The 20,974-nt window shown below is 70.6% G+C and carries 20 protein-coding genes and 1 pseudogene; 10 read left to right on the top strand and 11 right to left on the bottom strand.

From position 1 onward, the window contains the following. Window positions 1-136 precede the first annotated feature (136 nt). Both AB0I68_RS26575 and AB0I68_RS26570 read left to right on the top strand, forming a co-directional pair. Window positions 137-637 (top strand): annotated as a pseudogene (locus AB0I68_RS26575) (ATP-binding protein); the annotation flags it as partial. Next, on the top strand, window positions 637-1,266 hold the full coding sequence (locus AB0I68_RS26570) for a response regulator transcription factor (RefSeq protein WP_363179874.1): 630 nt from the start codon (window positions 637-639) through the stop codon (window positions 1,264-1,266). The pseudogene AB0I68_RS26575 and the gene AB0I68_RS26570, both read left to right, overlap by 1 nt. Window positions 1,267-1,437: 171 nt before the next feature. On the opposite strand, the gene AB0I68_RS26565 is transcribed toward AB0I68_RS26570, so the two are convergent. Next, window positions 1,438-2,925, bottom strand: a complete 1,488-nt coding sequence (locus tag AB0I68_RS26565) for a PLP-dependent aminotransferase family protein (RefSeq protein WP_363179873.1) — start codon at window positions 2,923-2,925, stop codon at window positions 1,438-1,440. Window positions 2,926-3,170: 245 nt separating this feature from the next. Here AB0I68_RS26565 and AB0I68_RS26560 point away from each other — a divergent pair, with 245 nt between their 5' ends. The 3 genes from AB0I68_RS26560 (at window position 3,171) to AB0I68_RS26550 (ending at window position 7,162) form a co-directional block, all read left to right on the top strand. Then, window positions 3,171-3,788: a nucleotidyltransferase family protein gene (locus tag AB0I68_RS26560; protein ID WP_363179872.1), complete on the top strand. Its 618-nt coding sequence runs from the start codon at window positions 3,171-3,173 to the stop codon at window positions 3,786-3,788. Window positions 3,789-4,061: 273 nt separating this feature from the next. Next, window positions 4,062-5,681 carry a malate synthase A gene (aceB, locus tag AB0I68_RS26555; RefSeq protein WP_363179871.1) on the top strand — a complete coding sequence of 540 codons (1,620 nt, stop codon included), beginning with the start codon at window positions 4,062-4,064 and terminating at the stop codon, window positions 5,679-5,681. 290 nt (window positions 5,682-5,971) lie between these two features. Continuing rightward, window positions 5,972-7,162 carry a GDSL-type esterase/lipase family protein gene (locus AB0I68_RS26550; RefSeq protein ID WP_363179870.1) on the top strand — a complete coding sequence of 397 codons (1,191 nt, stop codon included), beginning with the start codon at window positions 5,972-5,974 and terminating at the stop codon, window positions 7,160-7,162. Between the two features lie 66 nt (window positions 7,163-7,228). Here the strand turns inward: AB0I68_RS26550 and AB0I68_RS26545 are convergent, their stop codons facing one another. Next, window positions 7,229-7,825, bottom strand: a complete 597-nt coding sequence (locus tag AB0I68_RS26545; protein ID WP_363179869.1) for a helix-turn-helix domain-containing protein — start codon at window positions 7,823-7,825, stop codon at window positions 7,229-7,231. Window positions 7,826-7,922: 97 nt separating this feature from the next. On the opposite strand from AB0I68_RS26545, the gene AB0I68_RS26540 reads away from it, so the two are divergent. Continuing rightward, window positions 7,923-8,762, top strand: a complete 840-nt coding sequence (locus tag AB0I68_RS26540; RefSeq protein ID WP_363179868.1) for an SDR family oxidoreductase — start codon at window positions 7,923-7,925, stop codon at window positions 8,760-8,762. A 155-nt stretch (window positions 8,763-8,917) separates the two neighbouring features. Here AB0I68_RS26540 and AB0I68_RS26535 read toward each other — a convergent pair whose 3' ends face one another. The 7 genes from AB0I68_RS26535 to AB0I68_RS26505 form a co-directional block, all read right to left on the bottom strand. Then, on the bottom strand, window positions 8,918-10,309 hold the full coding sequence (locus tag AB0I68_RS26535; RefSeq protein ID WP_363179879.1) for a nucleobase:cation symporter-2 family protein: 1,392 nt from the start codon (window positions 10,307-10,309) through the stop codon (window positions 8,918-8,920). A 381-nt stretch (window positions 10,310-10,690) separates the two neighbouring features. Next, on the bottom strand, window positions 10,691-12,094 hold the full coding sequence (locus AB0I68_RS26530) for an 8-oxoguanine deaminase (RefSeq protein ID WP_363179867.1): 1,404 nt from the start codon (window positions 12,092-12,094) through the stop codon (window positions 10,691-10,693). 189 nt (window positions 12,095-12,283) lie between these two features. Then, complete coding sequence (gene pucL, locus AB0I68_RS26525; RefSeq protein WP_363179866.1) at window positions 12,284-13,207, bottom strand: factor-independent urate hydroxylase; 924 nt, start codon at window positions 13,205-13,207, stop codon at window positions 12,284-12,286. Between the two features lies 1 nt (window position 13,208). Further along, window positions 13,209-13,625 (bottom strand): hydroxyisourate hydrolase, encoded by a 417-nt coding sequence (uraH, locus tag AB0I68_RS26520; protein WP_363179865.1) that lies wholly within the window; start codon window positions 13,623-13,625, stop codon window positions 13,209-13,211. Between the two features lie 2 nt (window positions 13,626-13,627). Further along, the gene (gene uraD, locus AB0I68_RS26515; RefSeq protein ID WP_363179864.1) at window positions 13,628-14,146 is read right to left on the bottom strand and encodes a 2-oxo-4-hydroxy-4-carboxy-5-ureidoimidazoline decarboxylase; all 519 of its coding nucleotides are present in this window, start codon (window positions 14,144-14,146) and stop codon (window positions 13,628-13,630) included. Between the two features lie 154 nt (window positions 14,147-14,300). Then, on the bottom strand, window positions 14,301-14,684 hold the full coding sequence (locus AB0I68_RS26510) for a helix-turn-helix domain-containing protein (RefSeq protein WP_363179863.1): 384 nt from the start codon (window positions 14,682-14,684) through the stop codon (window positions 14,301-14,303). Then, window positions 14,681-14,932, bottom strand: coding sequence for a thiamine-binding protein (locus AB0I68_RS26505; RefSeq protein ID WP_363179862.1), 252 nt, complete (start codon window positions 14,930-14,932; stop codon window positions 14,681-14,683). Before AB0I68_RS26505 ends, AB0I68_RS26510 begins: the two co-directional genes overlap by 4 nt. A gap of 182 nt (window positions 14,933-15,114) precedes the next feature. Between AB0I68_RS26505 and AB0I68_RS26500 the strand changes: the two genes are divergently transcribed. From AB0I68_RS26500 to AB0I68_RS26490, 3 genes are all read left to right on the top strand, one after another. Next, entirely contained in the window at window positions 15,115-15,948 is an 834-nt protein-coding gene (locus AB0I68_RS26500; protein ID WP_363179861.1) for a TIM barrel protein, read from the top strand. A gap of 75 nt (window positions 15,949-16,023) precedes the next feature. Next, on the top strand, window positions 16,024-16,914 hold the full coding sequence (locus AB0I68_RS26495) for a 2-hydroxy-3-oxopropionate reductase (RefSeq protein WP_363179860.1): 891 nt from the start codon (window positions 16,024-16,026) through the stop codon (window positions 16,912-16,914). A 228-nt stretch (window positions 16,915-17,142) separates the two neighbouring features. Further along, complete coding sequence (locus tag AB0I68_RS26490) at window positions 17,143-18,600, top strand: catalase (RefSeq protein ID WP_363179878.1); 1,458 nt, start codon at window positions 17,143-17,145, stop codon at window positions 18,598-18,600. 515 nt (window positions 18,601-19,115) lie between these two features. Here AB0I68_RS26490 and AB0I68_RS26485 read toward each other — a convergent pair. After that, a complete protein-coding gene (locus tag AB0I68_RS26485) occupies window positions 19,116-19,745 on the bottom strand; it encodes an ATP-binding protein (RefSeq protein ID WP_363179859.1) in 630 nt (209 codons plus the stop codon). Between the two features lie 33 nt (window positions 19,746-19,778). Next, the gene (locus tag AB0I68_RS26480) at window positions 19,779-20,162 is read right to left on the bottom strand and encodes a hypothetical protein (protein ID WP_363179857.1); all 384 of its coding nucleotides are present in this window, start codon (window positions 20,160-20,162) and stop codon (window positions 19,779-19,781) included. Window positions 20,163-20,171: 9 nt separating this feature from the next. On the opposite strand from AB0I68_RS26480, the gene AB0I68_RS26475 reads away from it, so the two are divergent. Continuing rightward, entirely contained in the window at window positions 20,172-20,915 is a 744-nt protein-coding gene (locus tag AB0I68_RS26475) for a TetR/AcrR family transcriptional regulator (protein ID WP_363179856.1), read from the top strand. Window positions 20,916-20,974: the final 59 nt, after the last annotated feature.

Raw genomic sequence — 20,974 nt, 5'->3', positions numbered from 1 at the left:
GCCAGCGCCGCCGCCGGCAGCGCGAACATCATGATCGGGAAGAATCCGGACAGGAACTGCCCGGCGCCCCGGCTCCCCGTGCTGCGGTCCCGCCTCCGCGTCCGGCTCGGCCGCTCCGGCCCCGGCCGACCCACGCGCGGCAGCGCTGGCGCACATCGGCCGGGCCCGGGAGGCCGCGCAGGAGAACCTCGCCGAGGCGCGTCGTTTCGTACGGGCGCTCACCCCGCCGGACCTCGAGCACGGGTCCCTCGCCGCCGCGCTGGAGCGGCTGTGCACGGCCGCTCCGGGGCCGCGCGTCCGGTTCTGCCTGAGCGGTGCGCCCCGGGTCCTGCCCACGCCGTACGAGGTGGCCCTGCTGCGGATAGCGCAGTCGGCGCTGGCCAATGTGGTGCGGCACGCGAGGGCCGGGCGCGCCGAGATCACCCTGACCTTCATGGACGCCTCGGTCACCCTGGACATCGTGGACGACGGGAGCGGCTTCGATCCTTCCTCGGCCCCCTCGGGGGAGGGCGGGTTCGGCCTCCCGGCGATGCGGTCGCGGGCCGAGACGCTGGGCGGGCTGTTCACCGTGGAGTCCGCGCCGGGCCAGGGCACCGCCGTGGCCGTCACCCTGCCGCTGCCCCTGGAGGCATCCTGATGACGATCCGCCTGCTGCTGGCCGACGACCACCCGGTGGTCCGGGCGGGGCTGCGCGCGGTCCTGGACACCGAGCCGGACTTCGCGGTGGTCGCGGAGGCCGCCACCGCCGAGCGGGCGGTGGAACTGGCCGCCTCCGAGCCGGTGGACGTGGTCCTGATGGACCTCCAGTTCGGCGCGGGCATGCACGGCTCGGCGGCGACGGCGGCGATCACCGCCCGGCCCGGGGCCCCCCGCGTCCTGGTCCTGACCACGTACGACACGGACGCGGACATCCTGGCGGCGGTCGAGGCGGGCGCGTCGGGCTACCTGCTGAAGGACGCCCCGCCGGAGGAGCTGGCGGCGGCGGTCCGCACCGCCGCGGCGGGCCAGTCGGCACTGGCCCCGGCGGTGGCACTGCGCCTGATGGACCGCATGCGCACGCCCGCGGAGGCGCTGACGAAGCGGGAGCTCGAGGTGCTCCAGCTGGTCGCGGACGGCCTGTCGAACCAGCAGATCTCGAAGAAGCTCTTCCTGAGCCAGGCCACGGTCAAATCCCACCTGGTCCACATCTACGCGAAGCTCGGCGTCGACTCCCGCACCTCGGCGGTGGCCACGGCCACCACCCGCCGCCTGATCCGCACCCCGTAGCCGGCCCGGCCTCGCCGGGCCGGTCCGGCCGGGCCCCCGTCCGCGTCCGCGTCCGAAGCGTGGGGTACCCCCAGCGGTGGCTGAGGAAGGGTCCGGGGCGGAGCCCCGGGGAACGGGCGAAGGGCGGATCGGGGACAAGCCCCCGGGGCCGGCCGCAGTCGGCCACCGGCGCTACGCCACCCAGTGCGGCCGTTCCACCGACGGGGGCAGGGGGACGCCGTCGTGGAAGGCGGCCGCCAGGCGGCGGACGGCCTCCTCCAGGCGGTCCGCCGACAGGGTGTACGGGATCCGGAGCCGGTGTTCGAAGGTGCCGGGGTCCACGCCGAAGCGGGCGCCGCGCCCGATGTGCACCCCGTCGGCCGCCGCCCGCTCCGCCAGCGCCGAGCTCACCGGCTCCCCCAGGTCCACCCAGAGCGAGAGCCCGCCCGGCGGCAGCTGCCACGACCACTGCGGGGTGTGCCGCTCCAGCGCGCGCACGAGCGCCTCCCGCTGGTCCCGCAGCTGCGCGAGGCGGGCCGGCAGGGTCCGCTCCAGGCCTTCCAGCAGCGGCAGCGCCACCAGCTGGTCCAGCACCGAGCCCGTCATGTCGGCGGCCACCTTCACCGCCGTCAGCTCCGTGATCATCTTCGCGGTGGCCCGTACCCACCCCACGCGCAGCCCGCCCCAGTGCGTTTTGCTGAGCGAGCCGATCGTCACCACGTGGTCCGCCCCGCCCTTCGGCGCCAGCGAGGCCAGCGGCGCCGGCGGCGGCGCGTCCAGGGCGATGTCGGCGATGGTCTCGTCGGCCACCAGCCAGGTCCCGGTCCGCCGCGTCGCCGACAGCAGCCGCAGCCGCTGCTCCTGCGGCATCAGCAAGCCCGTCGGGTTGTGGAAGTCCGGAATCACGTACGCCAGCCTCGGCACGGTCTGCCGCAGCGTCGACTCGGCGATCTCCATGTCCCAGCCCGCGTCGGAGACGGCGATCGACCCGGTGCGCAGCCGCGCGTGCCGCAGGGCGTCGAGGGCGTTCGCGTAGGTGGGGTTCTCGGTCACCACCCGGTCCCCGGGCCGGCACAGCAGGCTGACGACCAGCGTGAACGCCTGCTGCGCACCGGCCGTGACCAGGATCTGCTCGGGGCGGGTCGCCAGCCCGCGCCGGGTGAACCGCGCGGCGACGGCGCTGCGCAGGTCGGGCAGCCCGAAGGGGTTGTAGCCGGGGCTCCGGGCGAGGCCCGGCAGCCGGGGCGCGGCCCAGGCGAGGGCCTCGGTGAGGGCGTCCTCCGGGGCGCCCAGGGCGGCGATGGCCAGGTCGATCCCCGGATCGCCGTCGGCGATGTAGCCCCCGGATCCGACCAGCAGGTGCGCGCCGACCGGGCCGTGGCCCTCGGGGAGTTCGGTCCAGGTGCCGGAGCCGCGCCGGCTGCGGACGTAGCCGCTCTCGCGCAGCAGGTCGTAGGCCCCGGTGACGGTGGCCCGGCTGGCGCCGAGCGCCTCGGCGAGCTCCCGCTCGGCGGGCAGCCGTACGTGCAGGGCGATCCGGCCGTCGAGGATCAGGGTCCGCACGGCGTCGGCGAGGGACCGGTAGCCGGGGCGGGCCAGCACCTCGGAGGGCAGCAGGGCCGCGAGCTGGCGACTGCCGATGGTTCTGTCCGCCGTCTGGACGACTCGCCCGTTTGCCATGCCAACCTCCCCTGATTGGCTCTGCCGACCAGGCCAATCCAGGGTCCAGACTCGCGGTATTGGCCCCCGATTGGCAAGGAGACCGCCATGTCGACCCCGCTGACCGACCGCAGAGAACGCGCCCTGGCGGCCGCGGCCGAGAACCGGATCTCCGAGCCGCTGCGCCTCGGGGCAGGGCTGGCGGCCGTACGGCGCCTCCTGGCGCGGCGGCCACCCGCCCGCACAAAGCGGCGAGAATCGCTGTCATGTCAGCCAACGCAACCCCCCAGTCCCCTGTCCCCGTGATCGCGGGCCTGCTCCTCGCGGCCGGCGGCGGCCGGCGCCTGGGCGGGCGCCCGAAGGCCCTGCTCCCCTACCGCGGCCGCCCGCTCGTCGAGAACGCGGTACGGGTCCTGCGCGAGGCGGGCTGCGGTCCGCTGCACGTGGTGCTCGGCGCCTCCGCGGCCGAGGTCCGCGAGCGGGCGGAACTGACCGGCTGCGTGGTCGTGGACAACCCCGACTGGGCGGAGGGCATGGGTTCCTCCCTGCGCGTCGGCCTCGCCTCGCTCGCCGGTACGGGCGCCTCGGCGGCCCTCGTCTCCCTGGTGGACCAGCCGGGCATCGGGCCCGCGGCGGTGGCCCGGGTCCGGGAGGCGTACCGCTCCCCCGCGAGCCTGGTGGCGGCGGCGTACGGCGGGGAGCGCGGCCATCCGGTGCTCTTCGGCGCGGACCGCTGGGCGGACATCGCGGCGACGGCGACGGGGGACAAGGGCGCGCGGGTGCACCTGACAGAACACGGAGACGAGCTCACCCTGGTGGAGTGCGGGGACATCGCCGAGGCCTTCGACATCGACACCCCGCCCGACCTGGCACGACTGGCTTGAGCGGCGGTCGAGCGGGGCCTGAGCGGGCAGTGACGAAGGTGGCACTGAGGGCCACCGGGCGCTCGGGTCTGTCGACTCAGAGAATCTCGATATCAACAAACCATTGAACTTCCACCATAAGGAAATTACTATCCACTGGTCAGAAGCGCCCTGAACCCCCAGACGGCGCCCGCGACCGTATCCCGGAACTCTCCACACGCGACGGCACTGCGTGCCGTCTTGCGCGAGCATTCCCCGCGGCCGCCAGGCACCGCCGCTGAAGGAGTGACAGATATGTCCGCACCAGCGCCGTCATCGCTGGCCATCGTCGACGCCGAGCCCCTGCCCCGGCAGGACGAAGTCCTGACCGAGGCGGCCCTCGCCTTCGTGGCCGAGCTCCACCGGCGGTTCACGCCCCGCCGCAACGAGCTCCTCGCCCGCCGCGCCGAGCGCCGCGCCGAAATCGCCCGCACCTCCCACCTCGACTTCCTCCCGGACACCGCACAGATCCGCGAGGGCGACTGGAAGGTCGCGCCGGCACCGGCCGCGCTGAACGACCGCCGTGTGGAGATCACCGGTCCGACCGACCGCAAGATGACCATCAACGCCCTGAACTCGGGCGCCAAGGTCTGGCTCGCCGACTTCGAGGACGCCTCCGCCCCCACCTGGGAGAACGTCGTCCTCGGCCAGCTCAACCTCATCGACGCCTACGAGCGCCGCATCGACTTCACGGACCCGCGCACGGGCAAGTCGTACGCCCTGAAGCCCGCCGAGCAGCTGGCCACCGTCGTGATGCGCCCGCGCGGCTGGCACCTGCAGGAGCGCCACCTGCAGATCGACGGCCGTCCGGTCCCCGGCGCCCTGGTCGACTTCGGCCTCTACTTCTTCCACAACGCCAAGCGCCTCATCGCGCTCGGCAAGGGCCCGTACTTCTACCTGCCGAAGACCGAGTCGCACCTCGAGGCGCGCCTCTGGAACGAGATCTTCGTCTTCTCTCAGGACTACGTCGGCATCCCGCAGGGCAGCATCCGCGCGACGGTTCTGATCGAGACCATCACGGCCGCCTACGAGATGGAAGAGATCCTCTACGAGCTGCGCGACCACGCGGCGGGCCTGAACGCGGGCCGCTGGGACTACCTCTTCTCCATCGTGAAGAACTTCCGCGACGGCGGCGAGAAGTTCGTCCTCCCGGACCGCAACGCGGTGACGATGACGGCCCCGTTCATGCGGGCGTACACCGAGCTCCTGGTCCGCACCTGCCACAAGCGCGGCGCACACGCCATCGGCGGCATGGCGGCCTTCATCCCGTCCCGCAAGGACGCCGAGGTCAACCGGGTCGCGTTCGAGAAGGTCAAGGCCGACAAGGACCGCGAGGCGGGCGACGGCTTCGACGGCTCGTGGGTCGCCCACCCCGACCTGGTCCCGATCGCAATGGCCTCCTTCGACGCGGTCCTCGGCGAGAAGCCGAACCAGAAGGACCGGCTCCGCGAGGACGTCTCGGTGGCCCCGGGCGAGCTCATCGCGATCGACTCGCTGGACGCGAAGCCCACGTACGAGGGCCTGCGCAACGCCGTCCAGGTCGGCACCCGCTACATCGAGGCCTGGCTCCGCGGCCTGGGCGCCGTCGGCATCTTCGGCCTGATGGAGGACGCGGCCACCGCCGAGATCTCCCGCTCGCAGATCTGGCAGTGGATCAACGCCGGCGTCGTGTTCGAGAACGGCGAGACGGCCACCGCCGAACTGACCCGCAAGATCGCCGCCGAGGAACTGGCCGCCATCCGCGCCGAGATCGGCGAGGAGGCCTTCGCGGCCGGGAAGTGGCAGCAGGCCCACGACCTCCTCCTCCAGGTCTCCCTGGACGCGGACTACGCGGACTTCCTCACCCTCCCCGCGTACGACCAGCTCGCCGGCTGACACCCCGACTTCGGCTGAATCGCACAGCAGTCGAACCCCGGCTCCGCCCCCGCTGCCACCAGGCACCGGGGGCGGAGCCTTTTCCGTGCCACCGCCCGCACCGGCAGGGCGGGTTGGCGGGGCCGACCGATCGATCGGTTGTTACTCCATCGTAACTTTCCTGTACCTAGCGGTAACAACGTGCGCCGTGTCACCTTTCCGATGCCACCGGCCGGCGGTACCCCCACTTCCCCAGCCATGCACCGGAGTCCTCTCCGGCGTTCGCCATGGCCGACCGCAGGAGTTCCGCAGTGATCGGATTCCGCACCGCCAGCAAGGACAGAGCCCGCAGTCGAGTGCGCCGACTCGCCGGGGCCGGGATGGTACTGCCGCTCGCCGTCAGCGCTCTGATCGGCGGTTCCGCCGGGACCTCCGTGGCCAGTCCCGGGACCGGGCCCACCGCCGTGGTGTCCATGGGCGACAGCTACATCTCCGGCGAAGCCGGCCGCTGGAAGGGCAACAGCCTCACCAACAGCGGCAGCCGCAACGGCACCGACCGGGCCTGGGTCAGCGGGAGCACCTACGACCCCGCGAAGGTATACGGGAGCACCGCCGGGGGCTGCCACCGCTCCGACTCCGCCGAGGTCAAGAGCGCCGGGGCGGTCGCCGACGTCGCCGTGAACCTGGCCTGCTCCGGGGCGACTTCCGAGAACGTGTTCCGCGCCTCCAACGGCGGCGTGTCCTTCAAGGGCGAGGCCCCGCAGGCCGATCAGCTGGCCGCGGTGGCCGCCGCCGACAACGTCAAGGTCATCGCGCTGTCCATCGGCGGCAACGACCTCGGCTTCGCCGACATCATCAAGGACTGCGCTCTCGACTTCGCCCTCTGGAACTCGTACTGCTACGACGACCAGCAGTACGGGGTCGACGAGAAGATCGACGGCGTCATGGCGGACGTCGGCAAGTCCGTGGACGAGATCCGCGCCGTGATGCGGGCCGCCGGATACGGCGACTCCTCCTACCGGATCGTGCTCCAGTCCTACCCGTCGCCGATCCCGCGCGGCGCGGAGAACCGGTACACGCAGAGCGACTGGAGCCGGCTCAACAGCGGCGGGTGCCCCTTCTGGAACCGGGACTCCGACTGGGCCAGGGACTCGCTGGTGCCGCAGATCGCCGATCGCCTCAAGGGCGTTGCCGCGGCCAAGGGCGTGCAGTTCCTGGACCTGCGGGACATGATGCAGGGGCGCGAGGTGTGCTCCACGGCCAGCAAGCAGGTGACCTCCACGGCGGCGGCCTCGGCGAAGACGAGCGAGTGGGCACGCTGGATCGACAGCAGCGAGACGCAGGGGCTGGTCCAGGAGTCCATGCACCCGAACTACTTCGGCCAGCTCGCCGTCGGCCGCTGCCTGGCCCTGGCCGTCGCCCAGCCGGCGAACTCCGCCTCGAGTTGCAAGAACACCGCCGGAGCGGACCAGACGGGCATGTTCCTGACGCCCGCCGCCTGAGTCGTACGTTCCGTTCCGGGTCAAGGGCGTCTGCGGGGAGACCTCCGCGGGCGCCCTTTTCCGGGATCAGCCCCGTACGGCGGCCAGCGCCTCGTCATACAGGGCCGCCAGGTCGGCGTGGCCGTCGCTGCGGGCCCAGGCCTCGGTGGCGGCGTCCACACAGGCGAAGACGGTCGCGACGACTGCCGCGGCGCGGACCTCGGCGACCAGGCCCTCCCCCGCGGCCATGCGGGCCGCGACGGCGGGCTGGACCAGTTCCTGCCAGCGCAGCCGCTTCTGGGTGTAGCGGGCGCGCAGCGACGGGGTGTCGAAGATCAGCGCCGTGATCTCCAGCAGCTGCTCGGGGTCGCCGTGCGCCTCCAGGAGCACGGTGAAACCGGCGCGCAGGGCTTCCCACGCAGTGGCGGCGGCGGGCTGGGCCTCCACCGTCGCGCGCAGCAGCTCCCCGAGCTCTTCCTGCTCGCCGCAGACGATGTCCTCCTTGGTACCGAAGTACCGGAACAGCGACCGCTGGGAGATGCCGGCCTCCTTCGCGATCTGCGCGATCGTGGTGGCCTCGTAACCCTGCTCGGCGAAGAGCCGCATGGCCGTGTCGAAAATGCTCGCGACCACGGCCTGCCGGGAGCGGTCCCACAGGCTCGGCTGCGTTGCGGTGGTCCCCATCCGGCCAGCATATAGGCGGGCCGCCCACCTGGCCTTCACTGCCCGCTTGGCAGTCACTGCCAATTGGGCATAGAGTGATGCCAGACGATGTCATCCCATGGCAGGAGCCACTGTGAACGCGGTCGACTACCGAGGCCGGACCACCCTGATCACCGGCGCCAGCTCGGGCCTGGGCGCCGAGTTCGCCCGCCGGCTCGCCGCGCGAGGATCCGACCTCGCGCTCGTGGCCCGTCGCGGGGACCGCCTGAAGGCGCTCGCCGGGCAGCTGTCGGCGGCGCACGGCGTCAAGGTCGAGCCGATCACCATGGACCTGGCCGTCGACGGGTGCGGTGAACTGCTGGCCGCCGAGGTCGAGCGGCGCGGGATCACGGTCTCCAGCGTCATCAACAACGCCGGCTTCGGCACCTACGGGCGCTTCCACGAGGAGGATCCGCAGCGGCTGCGCCAGGAAGTGGGCCTCGACGTGATGGCGGTGGTCGACATCAGCCGCGCCTTCATCGGCCCGCTGCGCAGCCGCGGCGAGGGCGTACTGGTCAACGTCGCCAGCGTGGCCGGCTACCAGCCCGTCCCGAACATGGCCGTCTACGGCGCCGGCAAGGCCTTCGTACTCAGTTTCACCGAGGCCCTCTGGCAGGAGTCCCGGGGCACCGGGCTGCGTGTCATGGCGCTGTCGCCCGGCGCGACGAAGACGGAGTTCTTCGACGTGGTCGGCACGGAGGACGCCGCCGGCGGCACCCGGATGCAGAGCTCCGAGGTGGTCGTGCGCACCGCGTTGAAGGCACTGGACCGGAGGAACCCGCCGCCGAGCGTGATCTCCGGAGGCATGAACCGGGTCATGGCCTTCGGCGGACGACTCGCGAGCCGCCGCACGGTCGTGCGGATGGTGGACCGGATGTCCTCCCCCCGGAACCCCTCGAAGTCCCGGGCGTCCGCATAGGGGTGTCCGGGCGCCGCAAATCCCGGCCCGAGAGCCCCGCAGCCGAACCCCGGCAGCAGTCCCGCGTACGGCCGCAGGACGGTACGGCGGTGCGTACGCCACACCCGCAGTGGGTGGCGTACGCACCGCCGCACCGTCCTGCGGCCGTACGGAACTCAGTGCGCGGGCAGCGGTTCCCCGGCCCCCTCGGCCGCCGCGGCCCGCTGGGCGCCGAAGTGGTTGAAGGCCAGGTTGAGCACGATGGCCACCACGCAGCCCGTGCTGATGCCGGAGTCCAGGACGACCAGCAGGTCCTTCGGGAACGCGTGGTAGAAGTTCGGCGCCGCGATCGGGATCAGGCCGATACCCACCGAGGCGGCGACGATCAGGGCGTTCTCGCCCTTCTCCATGGCCGCGCCCGCCAGGGTCTGGATCCCGCTGGCCGCGACCGAGCCGAACAGCACGATGCCGGCGCCGCCGAGGACCGGCAGCGGGACCACTGCGATGACGGAGGCGGCGATCGGGCACAGGCCCAGCAGGATCAGGATGCCGCCGCCCGCGGCGACGACGAACCGGCTGCGCACCTTGGTCATCGCCACGAGCCCGATGTTCTGCGCGAAGGCACTGCACATGAAGCCGTTGAACAGCGGGCTGAGCGCACTGCCGAGCGTGTCGGCGCGCAGTCCGCCCTCGATGGTCTTGGCGTCCGCCGGACGGCCGACGATCTTGCCGAGGGCCAGGATGTCGGCGGTCGACTCGGTCATGCAGACCAGCATGACGATGCACATGGAGACGATGGCGGCGGCCTGGAACTGCGGGGCGCCGAAGTGGAACGGGGTCGGGAAGCCCACCAGGGAGGCGTTCTTGACGGCGTCGAAGCTGGTCATGCCGAGCGGGAGGGCGATCAGCGTGCCCGCGACCAGGCCGAGCAGGATGGAGATCTGCTGGAGGAAGCCGCGCAGGAACTTGCGCAGGAGCAGGACGACCACGAGGGTGACGGCGGCCATGCCGATGTTCTTCATCGAGCCGTAGTCGGTGGCGGTGCGGACGCCGCCCTGCGACCAGTTGAAGGCGACCGGCAGGAGCGAGACGCCGATCAGGGTGATGACCGTGCCCGTGACGACCGGCGGGAAGAACCGGACGAGCCTGCCGAAGTAGGGGGCGGCGAAGAAGCCGAGAAGCCCGGCGACGATGATCGCGCCGAAGATGACGGGGATGGCGTCCGCGCCCTCACCCTTGCCGATGGCGATCATCGGGGTCACACCGGCGAACGAGACGCCGTTGACGAAGGGGAGTTTGGCGCCGATCTTCCAGAAGCCGAGGGTCTGGAGGAGCGTGGCGAGGCCCGCGGTGAAGAGCGAGGCGCCCATCAGGAACGCGGTCTCCGTGGCGGAGAGTCCGACGGCAGGGCCGACGATCATGGGCGGGGCGACGACACCCGCGTACATGGCGGCCACGTGCTGGAGGCCGCTCGTGAACATTTTCAGCGGAGGCAGGGTCTCGTCGACCGGGTGCCGCTCCTCCGGTATTGCGACTGCATCTTTGCGAAACCTGGGCGCCTGGGCCACGGCTTCCTCCGTTCGGTTGAACACGCCGGCAGGGACGTGGTGTCTTGGAGGTGGTGCGAAAGCGGTGCGAGTCGAGCCGTTATGGAGTTGTGGGTGGTGCGAACGCTTGCCCCGAGGGGCGCAGAAACGATTCGCCCAAACCGTCCTGCGGCGGTTGCTCCGCAACGCGGAGCGTGGTGCGTCGGTGGCACGAGTCACCGCCCCCGGGGCGCCCTCGGAAAACCTCGGGCGCTTCCCGGGAACGGCTGCCGCGGACCCCGCTCGGGTCCGCGACCGCCGGCCGGGGGCCGTCCCCCCCGGCCGGAGTCCTGGGGGCACCTCCCAGCGCCAGGGGGTGTCCGGCGGATCATGGCCGCGGACACCCCCTTGGCCGGGGGAGGATCAGCCCTGAGCGGAGATGCGCGCGAGGCGCTGGGCCTCTTCCCGGGTGGACACCGCGATGGCGTCCTCGTCGGCGAAGAGCAGTCGGTTGTTCTCGACGATCTGCTTGCCGTTGACCAGGGAGAGGGTGACCGGGGCGGCCGCACCGAACACCAGCGCGGTGACCGGGTCGGCGATGGAGGAGTGGGCCAGGGTGCTCAGGTTCCACATCACCAGGTCGGCGCACTTGCCGGCCTCGAGCGAGCCGATGTTGTCGGCGCGGCCGAGCACCTGGGCGCCGCCGTACGTACCGAGGCGCAGGGCCTGGCGCGCGTTGAGGGCTGCCTCGCGGTGGACCGGGTTCAGACGGTTGATCAGCAGCGCGTTGCGCAGCTCGGTGTGCAGCTCGCCGGACTCGTTGGAGGCGGTGCCGTCCACGCCGAGGCCGACCGGTACACCGGCGGCGAGCATGTCCGGGACGCGGGCGATGCCGGCGGCCAGACGGGCGTTGGAGGACGGGCAGTGCGCGACACCGGTCTTGGTGCGGGCGAACGCGGCGATGTCGGAGTCGTTCATGTGGACGCTGTGCGCCATCCACACGTCCTCGCCGAGCCAGCCGGTCGACTCGAAGTAGTCGGTCGGGCCCATGCCGAACAGTTCCTTGCAGAACTGCTCTTCCTCGACGGTCTCGCTGCCGTGGGTGTGCATGCGCACGCCGAGGCGGCGGGCCAGCTCGGCACCCTGCTTCAGCAGCTCGGTGGAGACCGAGAAGGGGGAACAGGGGGCGACGGCGACCTGGGTCATCGCGTCGAAGGAGTGGTCGTGGTGCTTCTTGACCGTCGCCTCGGTGTCGGCGAGCGCACCTTCGAGGGTCTCGACGGCGTGGTCCGGGGGCAGGCCGCCGTCCTTCTTGCTGCGGTCCATGGAACCGCGGGCGAGGGTGAAGCGGACGCCCATCTCGGACGCGGCGCGGATGATCGCGCCGGAGAGGTCGCCGGAGCCCTTGGGGTAGACGTAGTGGTGGTCCATGGCGGTGGTGACGCCGCCCTTGGCCATCATCGCCAGGGAACCCTGGGCGGCCGTGTAGGCCATCTGCTCGTCGATGCGCGCCCACGTCGGGTACAGGGCGACGAGCCAGTTGAAGAGGTTGTGGTCGGTGGCCAGACCACGGGTGATCCACTGGTAGAAGTGGTGGTGGGTGTTGACGAGACCCGGGGTGACGAGGTGACCCGTGCCGTCGATGCGGCGGACCACGTTCTCGAGGTTCTCGGGGGCCTTGCCCGCACCGAGCGACTCGATCTTGTTGCCGGCGACGACCACGTAGCCCGAGGCGTACTCGGTGTCGTTCGCGTCGACGGTCGCGATCGCACAGTTCTCGATGACGATGCGCTCGACGGCGCTGTCATGGGCTGCCGATGCTGCCATGGGACTTCCTCGTGCTTTCAGTGGCGGTGCGGGCACGGCAGAACCCAGGGGATTTGAGTGCCGGAGCCGGGGACCTGACAGCTGACAGTACTGCTGTCCCGTGCGTTGCGTCCGGGTGCCGATTCAGGAAGTTGGAGCGTGTCGCGCCGTCCCGGGGCCACTGCGGGGCCCCGGGACGCGCCTGCCGCATCAGAGATTGGTCATGTCCACGGGGATGCGGGCGTCAACGCCGTCCCGCAGGACCGTGGCCTCGATCAGGCCGTACGGGCGGTCCGCGGCGAAGTAGACCTCGTTGTCGTTCTTGAGGCCGAACGGCTCGAGGTCCACGAGGAAGTGGTGCTTGTTCGGGAGCGAGAAGCGGACCTCGTCGATCTCCGAACGGTGGTTGATGATGCGCGAACCCATCTGGTACAGGGTCTGCTGCAGCGACAGGGAGTAGGTCTCCGCGAAGGCCTGGAGCATGTGCTTCTTGGTCTCGGCGTAGGACTTCTCCCAGTTGGGCATCCGCTGCTCGTCGTCCGACCAGTTGAAGCGCCAGCGGGCCGACACCTGGGTGGCCAGGATGCGGTCGTACGCCTCCTTCAGGGTCGTGTACTTGTCCTTCACGTAACCCCAGAACTCGGAGTTCGTGGAGTTCATGACGACGAGGTCCTTGAGGCCGGAGATGACCTCCCAGTTCGTGCCGTCGTACGTGATCTGGGTGACCCGGGTCTCCACGCCCTGGCGGACGAAGGAGTGGTTCACCTCGTCGGAGCCGATGAACTTGGAGTTGGCGTCCGAGGTGGCGATCCGGTCCCAGGCGTACTCCTCGATCCGGATGCGCGCACGCTGGATCGGCTCCTGGCTGTTCACGAACCAGCGGGCCAGGTGGATGCCGAACTGCTCGGCGGACTCGATGCCGTACTCCTTGGCGAACGCGTACACCGTGTTCTTGGTGGTGTCCGTCGGAAGGACGTTGGCGTTCGAGCCGGAGTAGTGGACGTCGTCCATGTCGCCGGAGAGGGCGACCGAGACGTTCAGGTCCTTGATGTGGTGCGTGTCGCCGTCCCGCGTGATCTTGACGACGCGGTTCTCTGCTTTGCCGTACTGGTTCTGGCCCAGAATCGTGGCCATGCTAGCTCCCTCGGTAAACGGAGTAGCCGAACGGGTTGAGCAGCAGCGGTACGTGGTAGTGCTCGCCCGGGTTCACCGCAAAGGTGATGGTGACCTCGGGGAAGAACGCACCGCTGTCCCTTACGCGGGGGGCGTCCTGCTGCGCCTCGGCTTGCTTCTTTGCACTGTTCTTGTTCAAGAAGTACGTCTCGGTCTCGAAGTCGAGACGTACGTGAGTGGTGCCCTCCGGCAGCGCCGGCAGGTCCTTGCACCGCCCGTCCGCATCGGTGGCGGAGCCGCCCAGGGCCGTCCACTCACCGGCGAATCCCGGACGGGCGGGCCGACCGGCACTCAACGTGATGGCGACGCCCTCGGCGGGGCGGCCGATGCTGGTGTCCAGGATGTGCGTGGACACCGACGCGGTGGTCTCGGTGCTCATGCTCACTCTCCTTCTTCTGCGAGTTCGACGAGGCGGGTCAGGCGGATCCGGTTGATCTTCACGAGCTCGCCGCGGGCGATCTCCCGCTCCTGCTCCGGCGAATTCTCGATCCGGACCTTGACCGCGTCCCGCATGAACTCACCGGTCGCGCCGGTGGCGCAGATGAGGAAGACGTGGCCGAACTTCTCCTGGTACGCCAGGTTCAGTTCGAGGAGTTCGTTCCTGAGCTCCTCCGAGGCGCCGGCCATACCGCGCTGTTCGCGGGCGGAGGTCGGGTCTCCCGGCTTCGGCCGGCCGATCGGCGCGTGGCCTGCCATCGCTTCGGCCAGGTCCTCGGCGGTGAGCTCGCCCATGGCGGTCTCGTTCGCGGAGAACAGGGAGTCGGCGGTGGCGAAGGGGCGCTGGGCGAGCAGCTTGCTCCCCCATGCCGAACTGGCGCACACCTCGTGCAGCTCGGCCGTGGCCGCGCTGTCGTCCAAGGCGTTGAACCGGGTGAGACCCGGGGTCGGACTCGAAGTCACGGTAGGCCTCCGTGGCCTGTTGTTGCTTTGACGGGCTGGGCATAGCTAACGCCCTCGACAACACGGCGTCAACACTTTGTTGAAACTTCCCGTACACAAAAGCCGCCGCCCGGATGAATTGGGCGGCGGCTCGTCACAGCGGGTCAGACAGGCTTCACGCTTGGTTGTTTTTGTTGGGGTTTTCCCTGTTCAAGTAGTTGTAGACCGTGAAACGGCTTACGCCCAGGGCGCCCGCGACCGTCTCCACGCCGTGCCGCACGGAGAAGGCACCCCGCGCCTCCAGTATCCGCACGACGTCCTGCTTGGCCTTCCGGTCGAGCTGCGACAACGGTACGCCGTGCCGGCGCTCCAGCGCCGCCAGGATGCGCTCCAGCGAGTCGGACAGCTGGGGCAGGCGCACGGCCAGCAGGTCCTGACCCTCCCAGCTGAGCACGACGTCGTCGGGCTGCGCCAGGGCGGGATCCATCAGCTCGCCGCCCATCGCGTCCACCAGCGGCTTGACCGCGGCGATGAACGGGTGATCCCGGGGCTCGGTCATCGGGCATCCCCCCCGATCACGTTGACCTGGAGCGAGACGCGCGTGGCCCCGGACTCCAGGGAGCCGCGCAGCAGCGCGGCCACCGCGGTCAGCACCTCGTCGGCGTCACCCTCGGCGGTATTGCCGAACGGGCCTACGTCCACCGCGTCCAGCTGGGCCTTCTGGATGACCTCGCGAGCGGCCACGGCATGGGCGGGGGCCTCTTCGAGATCGAAGGGCTCGGTCGTGAACTCCACTCTCAATCGCACCCTGGTCAAGCTACCCGGCCGGGATGCGGCGGCGCGACAGCACCTCCTTGAGGGGTGGGCGGCCGGGCGACGGGCGGGCAGGTCGTTTCGGCAGTCCGGGCTTGACATCCACGACAAGCCCGATGCAGTCTTCCATCAAGCAGAAACTAACTTCCGCAATACGGAAGGAGCGCATACCCCTCATGGGATACACGGACCAGCGCTTCGATGTGAACCTTTCGATCCTCTTCACGGAACTCCCGCTTCTGGAGCGTCCCGCGGCTGCCGCCGCGGCGGGCTTCACGGCGGTCGAGCTGTGGTGGCCCTGGATCGAGACCCCCACCCCCGCTCAGGAGGAGCTCGACGCCCTCAAGAAGGCTCTTGAGGACGCCGGAACCCAGCTGGTGGGCCTGAACTTCTACGCCGGCCGGCTGCCGGGCCCGGACCGCGGTGCGGTCTCGGTACCCGGTGAGGAGTCGGACCGCTTCAACGCCAACATCAACGTGGCCGCGGACTTCGCCGCCTCGGTCGGCTGCAAGGCGCTGAACGCCCTCTACGGCAACCGCGTCGAAGGGGTGGACCCGGCCGTCCAGGACGAGCTGGCCCTGAAGAACCTGGTCGTGGCCGCTCAGGCCGCCGACCGCGTGGGTGCGATCCTCCTGATCGAGACCCTCAACAAGCCCGAGTCGCCGCTCTACCCGCTGGTGAGCGCCCCGGCCGGCATCGAAGTGGTGGACAAGGTGAACGAGGCCACCGGCCTCGGAAACGCCAAGTTCCTGCTCGACCTGTACCACCTGGCGATGAACGATGAGGACCTCTCCGAGGTCATCGAAAAGTACGCCGCCAAGACCGGGCACGTCCAGATCGCGGACAAGCCCGGACGCGGTGCCCCCGGTACCGGCGAACTGCCCCTCGCGGAGCTGCTCGACCAGCTGAAGAAGGCCGGATACGCGGGCTACGTAGGCCTGGAGTACAAGGCCGCCGACGCCGCCGCCTCCTTCGAGTGGTTGCCGGCCGAGGCCCGCGCCGCCCAGTAGGCGGACAAAGTCCAGGCGATCAGCCAGGCATGCCACGCACTTTTCGTACAAAGCATTAAGAGAAGGACCCTCATCATGAGCAACCTCCCCAAGATTGCCTGGATCGGCCTCGGAATCATGGGCTCCCCCATGGCCGAGAACCTCCTGAAGGCCGGCTACCCGGTCACCGGCTTCACGCTGGAGCAGGACAAGCTGGACCGCCTGGCCGCCGCCGGCGGCACCGCTGCCGGCTCGATCGCCGAGGCGGTCAAGGACGCCGACGTCATCATCACGATGGTGCCCGCCTCCCCGCAGGTCGAGGCCATCTCCTACGGCGAGAACGGCATCCTCGAGAACGCGAAGTCCGGCGCGCTGATCATCGACATGTCGTCGATCACCCCGCAGACCTCGGTCGACCTCGCATCGAGCGCCGCCGAGAAGGGCATCCGCGTCATCGACGCCCCGGTGTCCGGCGGCGAGGCCGGCGCCATCGAGGCCGTCCTGTCGATCATGGTGGGTGGCGAGCAGGCCGACTTCGACGCGGCCCTGCCGATCCTCGAGACGCTCGGCAAGGTCATCGTCCTCTGCGGTCCGCACGGCTCCGGCCAGACGGTGAAGGCCGCCAACCAGCTCATCGTCGCGGTGAACATCCAGGCGTGCGCCGAGGCCGTCGTCTTCCTCGAGAAGTCGGGCGTGAACCTCCAGGCCGCCCTGGACGTCCTCAACGGCGGTCTGGCCGGCTCCACGGTCCTGACCCGCAAGAAGGACAACTTCCTGAACCGCGACTTCAAGCCCGGTTTCCGGATCGACCTGCACCACAAGGACATGGGCATCGTCACCGACGCCGCCCGCAACGTCGGTGCGGCCCTCCCGGTCGGCGCGGTCGTCGCCCAGCTGGTCGCCTCGCTGCGCGCCCAGGGTGACGGCGGCCTGGACCACTCGGCTCTGCTCCGCGCGGTCGAGCGCCTCTCCGGCGCCCAGATCTGAGCCCGCGGCCCGCTCGCCGGGCCGCCCCTCCCCCCTTCGGGGGCCTTGAGTTTCCGGATGGTGCCGGTGCTGACACCTGTCCTGTCGCGCCCAAGCGCCGGCACCGTCCGGATCACCTCTCTCCATCTTTGTTCAACAAACTGTTGACGCTGCGTTCCGCCTGAAATTAGGCTGTTCCGCATGACGGAAGACGCTTTCCGTCAGCAAGTTCCCGTACGGAAGGTCACCATGTCGAAGCGCACGCTGACGACCGAGTCCGGCGCCCCGGTCGCCGACAATCAGAACTCCGCCACCGCCGGCGTCGGTGGCCCGCTGCTGATCCAGGACCAGCAGCTCCTTGAGAAGCTTGCCCGCTTCAACCGTGAGCGCATCCCGGAGCGCGTGGTGCACGCCCGCGGCTCGGCCGCGTACGGCCACTTCGAGGTGACCGACGACGTCACCGCGTACACCAGCGCCGCGTTCCTGAACACGGTCGGCAAGAAGACCGAGACCTTCCTGCGGTTCTCCACCGTGGCCGACTCGCTGGGTGGCGCGGACGCGGTCCGCGACCCGCGCGGCTTCGCCCTGAAGTTCTACACCGAAGAGGGCAACTACGACCTCGTCGGCAACAACACCCCGGTGTTCTTCATCAAGGACCCGATCAAGTTCCCCGACTTCATCCACTCCCAGAAGCGCGACCCCTTCACGGGCAAGCAGGAGCCGGACAACGTCTGGGACTTCTGGGCGCACGCCCCCGAGGCGACGCACCAGATCACCTGGCTGATGGGTGACCGCGGCATCCCCGCGTCGTACCGCCACATGAACGGCTACGGCTCCCACACGTACCAGTGGACGAACGAGCAGGGCGAGGCCTTCTTCGTCAAGTACCACTTCAAGACGAACCAGGGCATCCGCTGCCTCTCGGGCGAGCAGGCCGCCGAGCTCGTCGGCAAGGACGCGAACTCGCACCAGACCGACCTGCTCCAGGCGATCGAGCGCGGTGTGAACCCGAGCTGGACCCTGTACGTCCAGATCATGCCGGCCGCCGAGGCCGCGGACTACCGCTTCAACCCGTTCGACCTCACCAAGGTGTGGCCGCACAGCGACTACCCGCTGCAGCGCGTGGGCCGCCTGGTCCTCGACCGCAACCCGGACAACGTCTTCGCCGAGGTCGAGCAGTCCGCCTTCTCCCCGAACAACTTCGTCCCGGGCATCACCGCCTCGCCGGACAAGATGCTCCAGGGCCGCCTCTTCGCGTACGCCGACGCCCAGCGCTACCGCCTCGGTGTGAACCACACCGTGCTGCCGGTCAACGCCCCGAAGGCGACGAAGGCCGACAACTACGGCCGCGACGGCGTCATGGCGCTGCGCAACGGCTCGCGCCACGACAAGAACTACGAGCCCAACTCGTACCAGGGCCCGGCCGAGACCGGCCTCGCGCTCGGCGCCCCGAAGGCCGTCTCCGGCTACACGGGCACCCACGCGGCACCGGCCCACACCAAGGACGACGACTTCTTCCAGGCCGGTGAGCTCTACCGCCTGATGTCGGAGGCCGAGAAGCAGCGTCTGGTGGCGAACATCGCCGGCGGCCTGTCCCAGGTCACCCTCGAGGACGTCATCGAGAAGAACCTGGCTCACTTCCACGCCGCGGACGCCGACTACGGCAAGCGCGTCGAGGAGGCCGTTCGCGCCCTGCGCGACGCCTGAGCCCAAAAGCTGCACCGGGGACCTGGCGGGAGGTCAGGTCCCGGGTGCCGAGCCCGAACCGCGGACCCGGATGAGGGGTGGTACGCGGCGAGGGCAGGACGAGGACCGTGGCGGGCGTGCGAGCCAGTGCGGTGGTAATGGGTTCCGAGGCCCGTCTCTTGACCTGAGGGAGACGAAGCCGAAGTTCCCGTCGCCGCCCGCCGCGGTCCCAGCCAAACCTCGTACGCAGGGGCCACGCACAGGGTCCCCTGTATACAAGGACAACCTCCCCACACACTCCGCCCGGCGGTGCGAAGCGGTGCGAACGTCCCCTTCTGGACGCCGTCCTCGCACCGCTCCGCGGGCATCGGGCCGGCTGCGTCGGCCTCCGGCCGCCGGGTTCCACCCGGCGCCACTGAAAACTCCGCCCGGCGGTGCGAACGTCCTGTCGCGCCAGCCTCGCACCGTCGGGCGGTCACACTCAAAGCGCCGAGTCACGGACGGTCCCGTGACTCGGCGCTTTGGCTTTTGCGTGATCAGCGGGCGGCGCGCTGGTCGTCGATCCCGATGGACAGGTACGGCCAGCACGCGGTGAACGCGGCCAGTGCGTCGGGCGTGGGTCCGCCCGCCGCGGCCAGCGGCTCGGCGGGGCTGAAGCGGACGGTCGTACCGGTCGTGCCGTCGTCGGCGACCGGTGTCAGGCCGGTCGCCGGGACCCCGTGTTCGTAGCGCTGGACCCACGCTCCGCCCGCGCGGCGGTTGGTGTGGACGAGCCACTCGCTGAGCGCCGCGACGACGGACATGCCGCGACGCGGGTGGCCGTCGGGAAGGATCTGCGCGTCGGGGTGGTCGAAGAACCGGAGGTCCTTCGTCGCCATGACCGGCTTCTTCACCGGCCGACCGTGATCGTCGAAGCGGGTGTCGGTGCCTCGGCCCTCGTCCGCCACGGACACCGACCCATCGGCGTGCAGCGTGACGGTGCAACGCCCCCCGCCCACGCACTCCGCCTCGTCGGCAGCGTAGGCGACGACTTCGAGGAGCAGGTGGGGCAGGCCACCGGGGGCGAAGACGGCCCGGTTCTCACGGATGTGGGCCAAGTGGTCCACGTCCACGGAACGTGCCCAGTCGTGCGTCGTATTGCGCCACGAGGCCATTGATCTGTCCATCGGAGCAGTATGCCGACCCGGCCGTTCCCGCCATCATGCCCGGGCGTGCCGGGGAAGGCGTACCGAGAGGGCGAGGGCGGCCGTCAGGAGGGCCACCGTCACGAGGGCTGTCGCGGGCAGGGCCTCCGACGGGGTGCGGCCGTGGTCCGTGAAGGCCGACCAGAGCGTGACCAGCAGGGCCACGCCGACCGCGTTGGCCAGTTGCTGCACGGCGTTGAGTACACCGGACGCGGAGCCCACCTCCGGTTCGGACACGCCCGCCAGGATCACGTCGAACAGCGGTGGGATCACCAGGCCCATGCCGAGCCCGGCGGCGAGGGTGCCCGGCACCAGCTGCCAGCCGTCCGTCGCGCCGTCGGTCAAGGCGGCGAGCAGGCCGAGCCCCAGGGCGGTCAGGACGATTCCGCACTGGATCACCACCCGGCCGTGCCGCCGCGCGAGCGCACCCGCCGGGCCCGCGGAAAGGGCGATGCCCAGGGCCAGAGCACCCGGTCCCGCCCGGCCAAGCCCCCGCTCAGCGAGCGGGCCGTGATCGACGCCGGCCTTCGCGTGCTGCGCCGCGAGGGCCTGGACGCGGTGACCATGCGGAAGGTGGCCGCCGAACTGGACACCGGGCCCGCGTCGCTGTACGTCTACGTCGCCCAACGCGACGAACTGCTGCGCCTGATGCTCGACGCGGTGATCGCGACGGTGCCGCTGCCCGAGCTGCCGGCGGCGGCCCCCGGGGACTGGCGCGACCGGCTGGCAGCGCTGATCACCGATGTGGTCCACGCCCTCAACGCCCACCCCGGCATCGGCCGGGTCTCGCTCGGCTCCATCCCGGCCTCCCCCGCCTGGCTCGACCTCTTCGACCGGATCCTCGGCCTCCTGCTGGCCGGCGGGGTCGACCGCCAACGCGCCGCTTGGGGCTGCGACCTGATCGCCCTGCACATCGGCGCGGTGTCCTACGAGGTCTCCGTCGCGCACCCGCCGGCCGGTGACGGTCCGGACGCCCTGCAGGACGCCCTGGAGGCCCGCCACGCCGAAGTCTCCATCGAGGACCGGCTCGCCGGGCTGGATCCGCAGCGGCATCCGCATCTCGCCGCGAGCGCCGCCGAGTTGGCGGCCGGTCCCGCCGCGGCCCGGCTCGCCCTCGGCATCGAGGTGCTGATCGGCGGGCTGGCCCCGTAGGGCATGCAGAACGGCCCCCGCTCCTCCCGAGGGAGGGACGGAGGCCGTGAACCGGTGGC

The organism is Streptomyces sp. NPDC050448, from assembly GCF_040655295.1.
In the GTDB taxonomy this organism is placed as follows: Bacteria; Actinomycetota; Actinomycetes; order Streptomycetales; family Streptomycetaceae; genus Streptomyces.
Note: the sequence above shows the minus strand (reverse complement) of the source record. Positions and strands in the feature narration are given on the sequence as shown.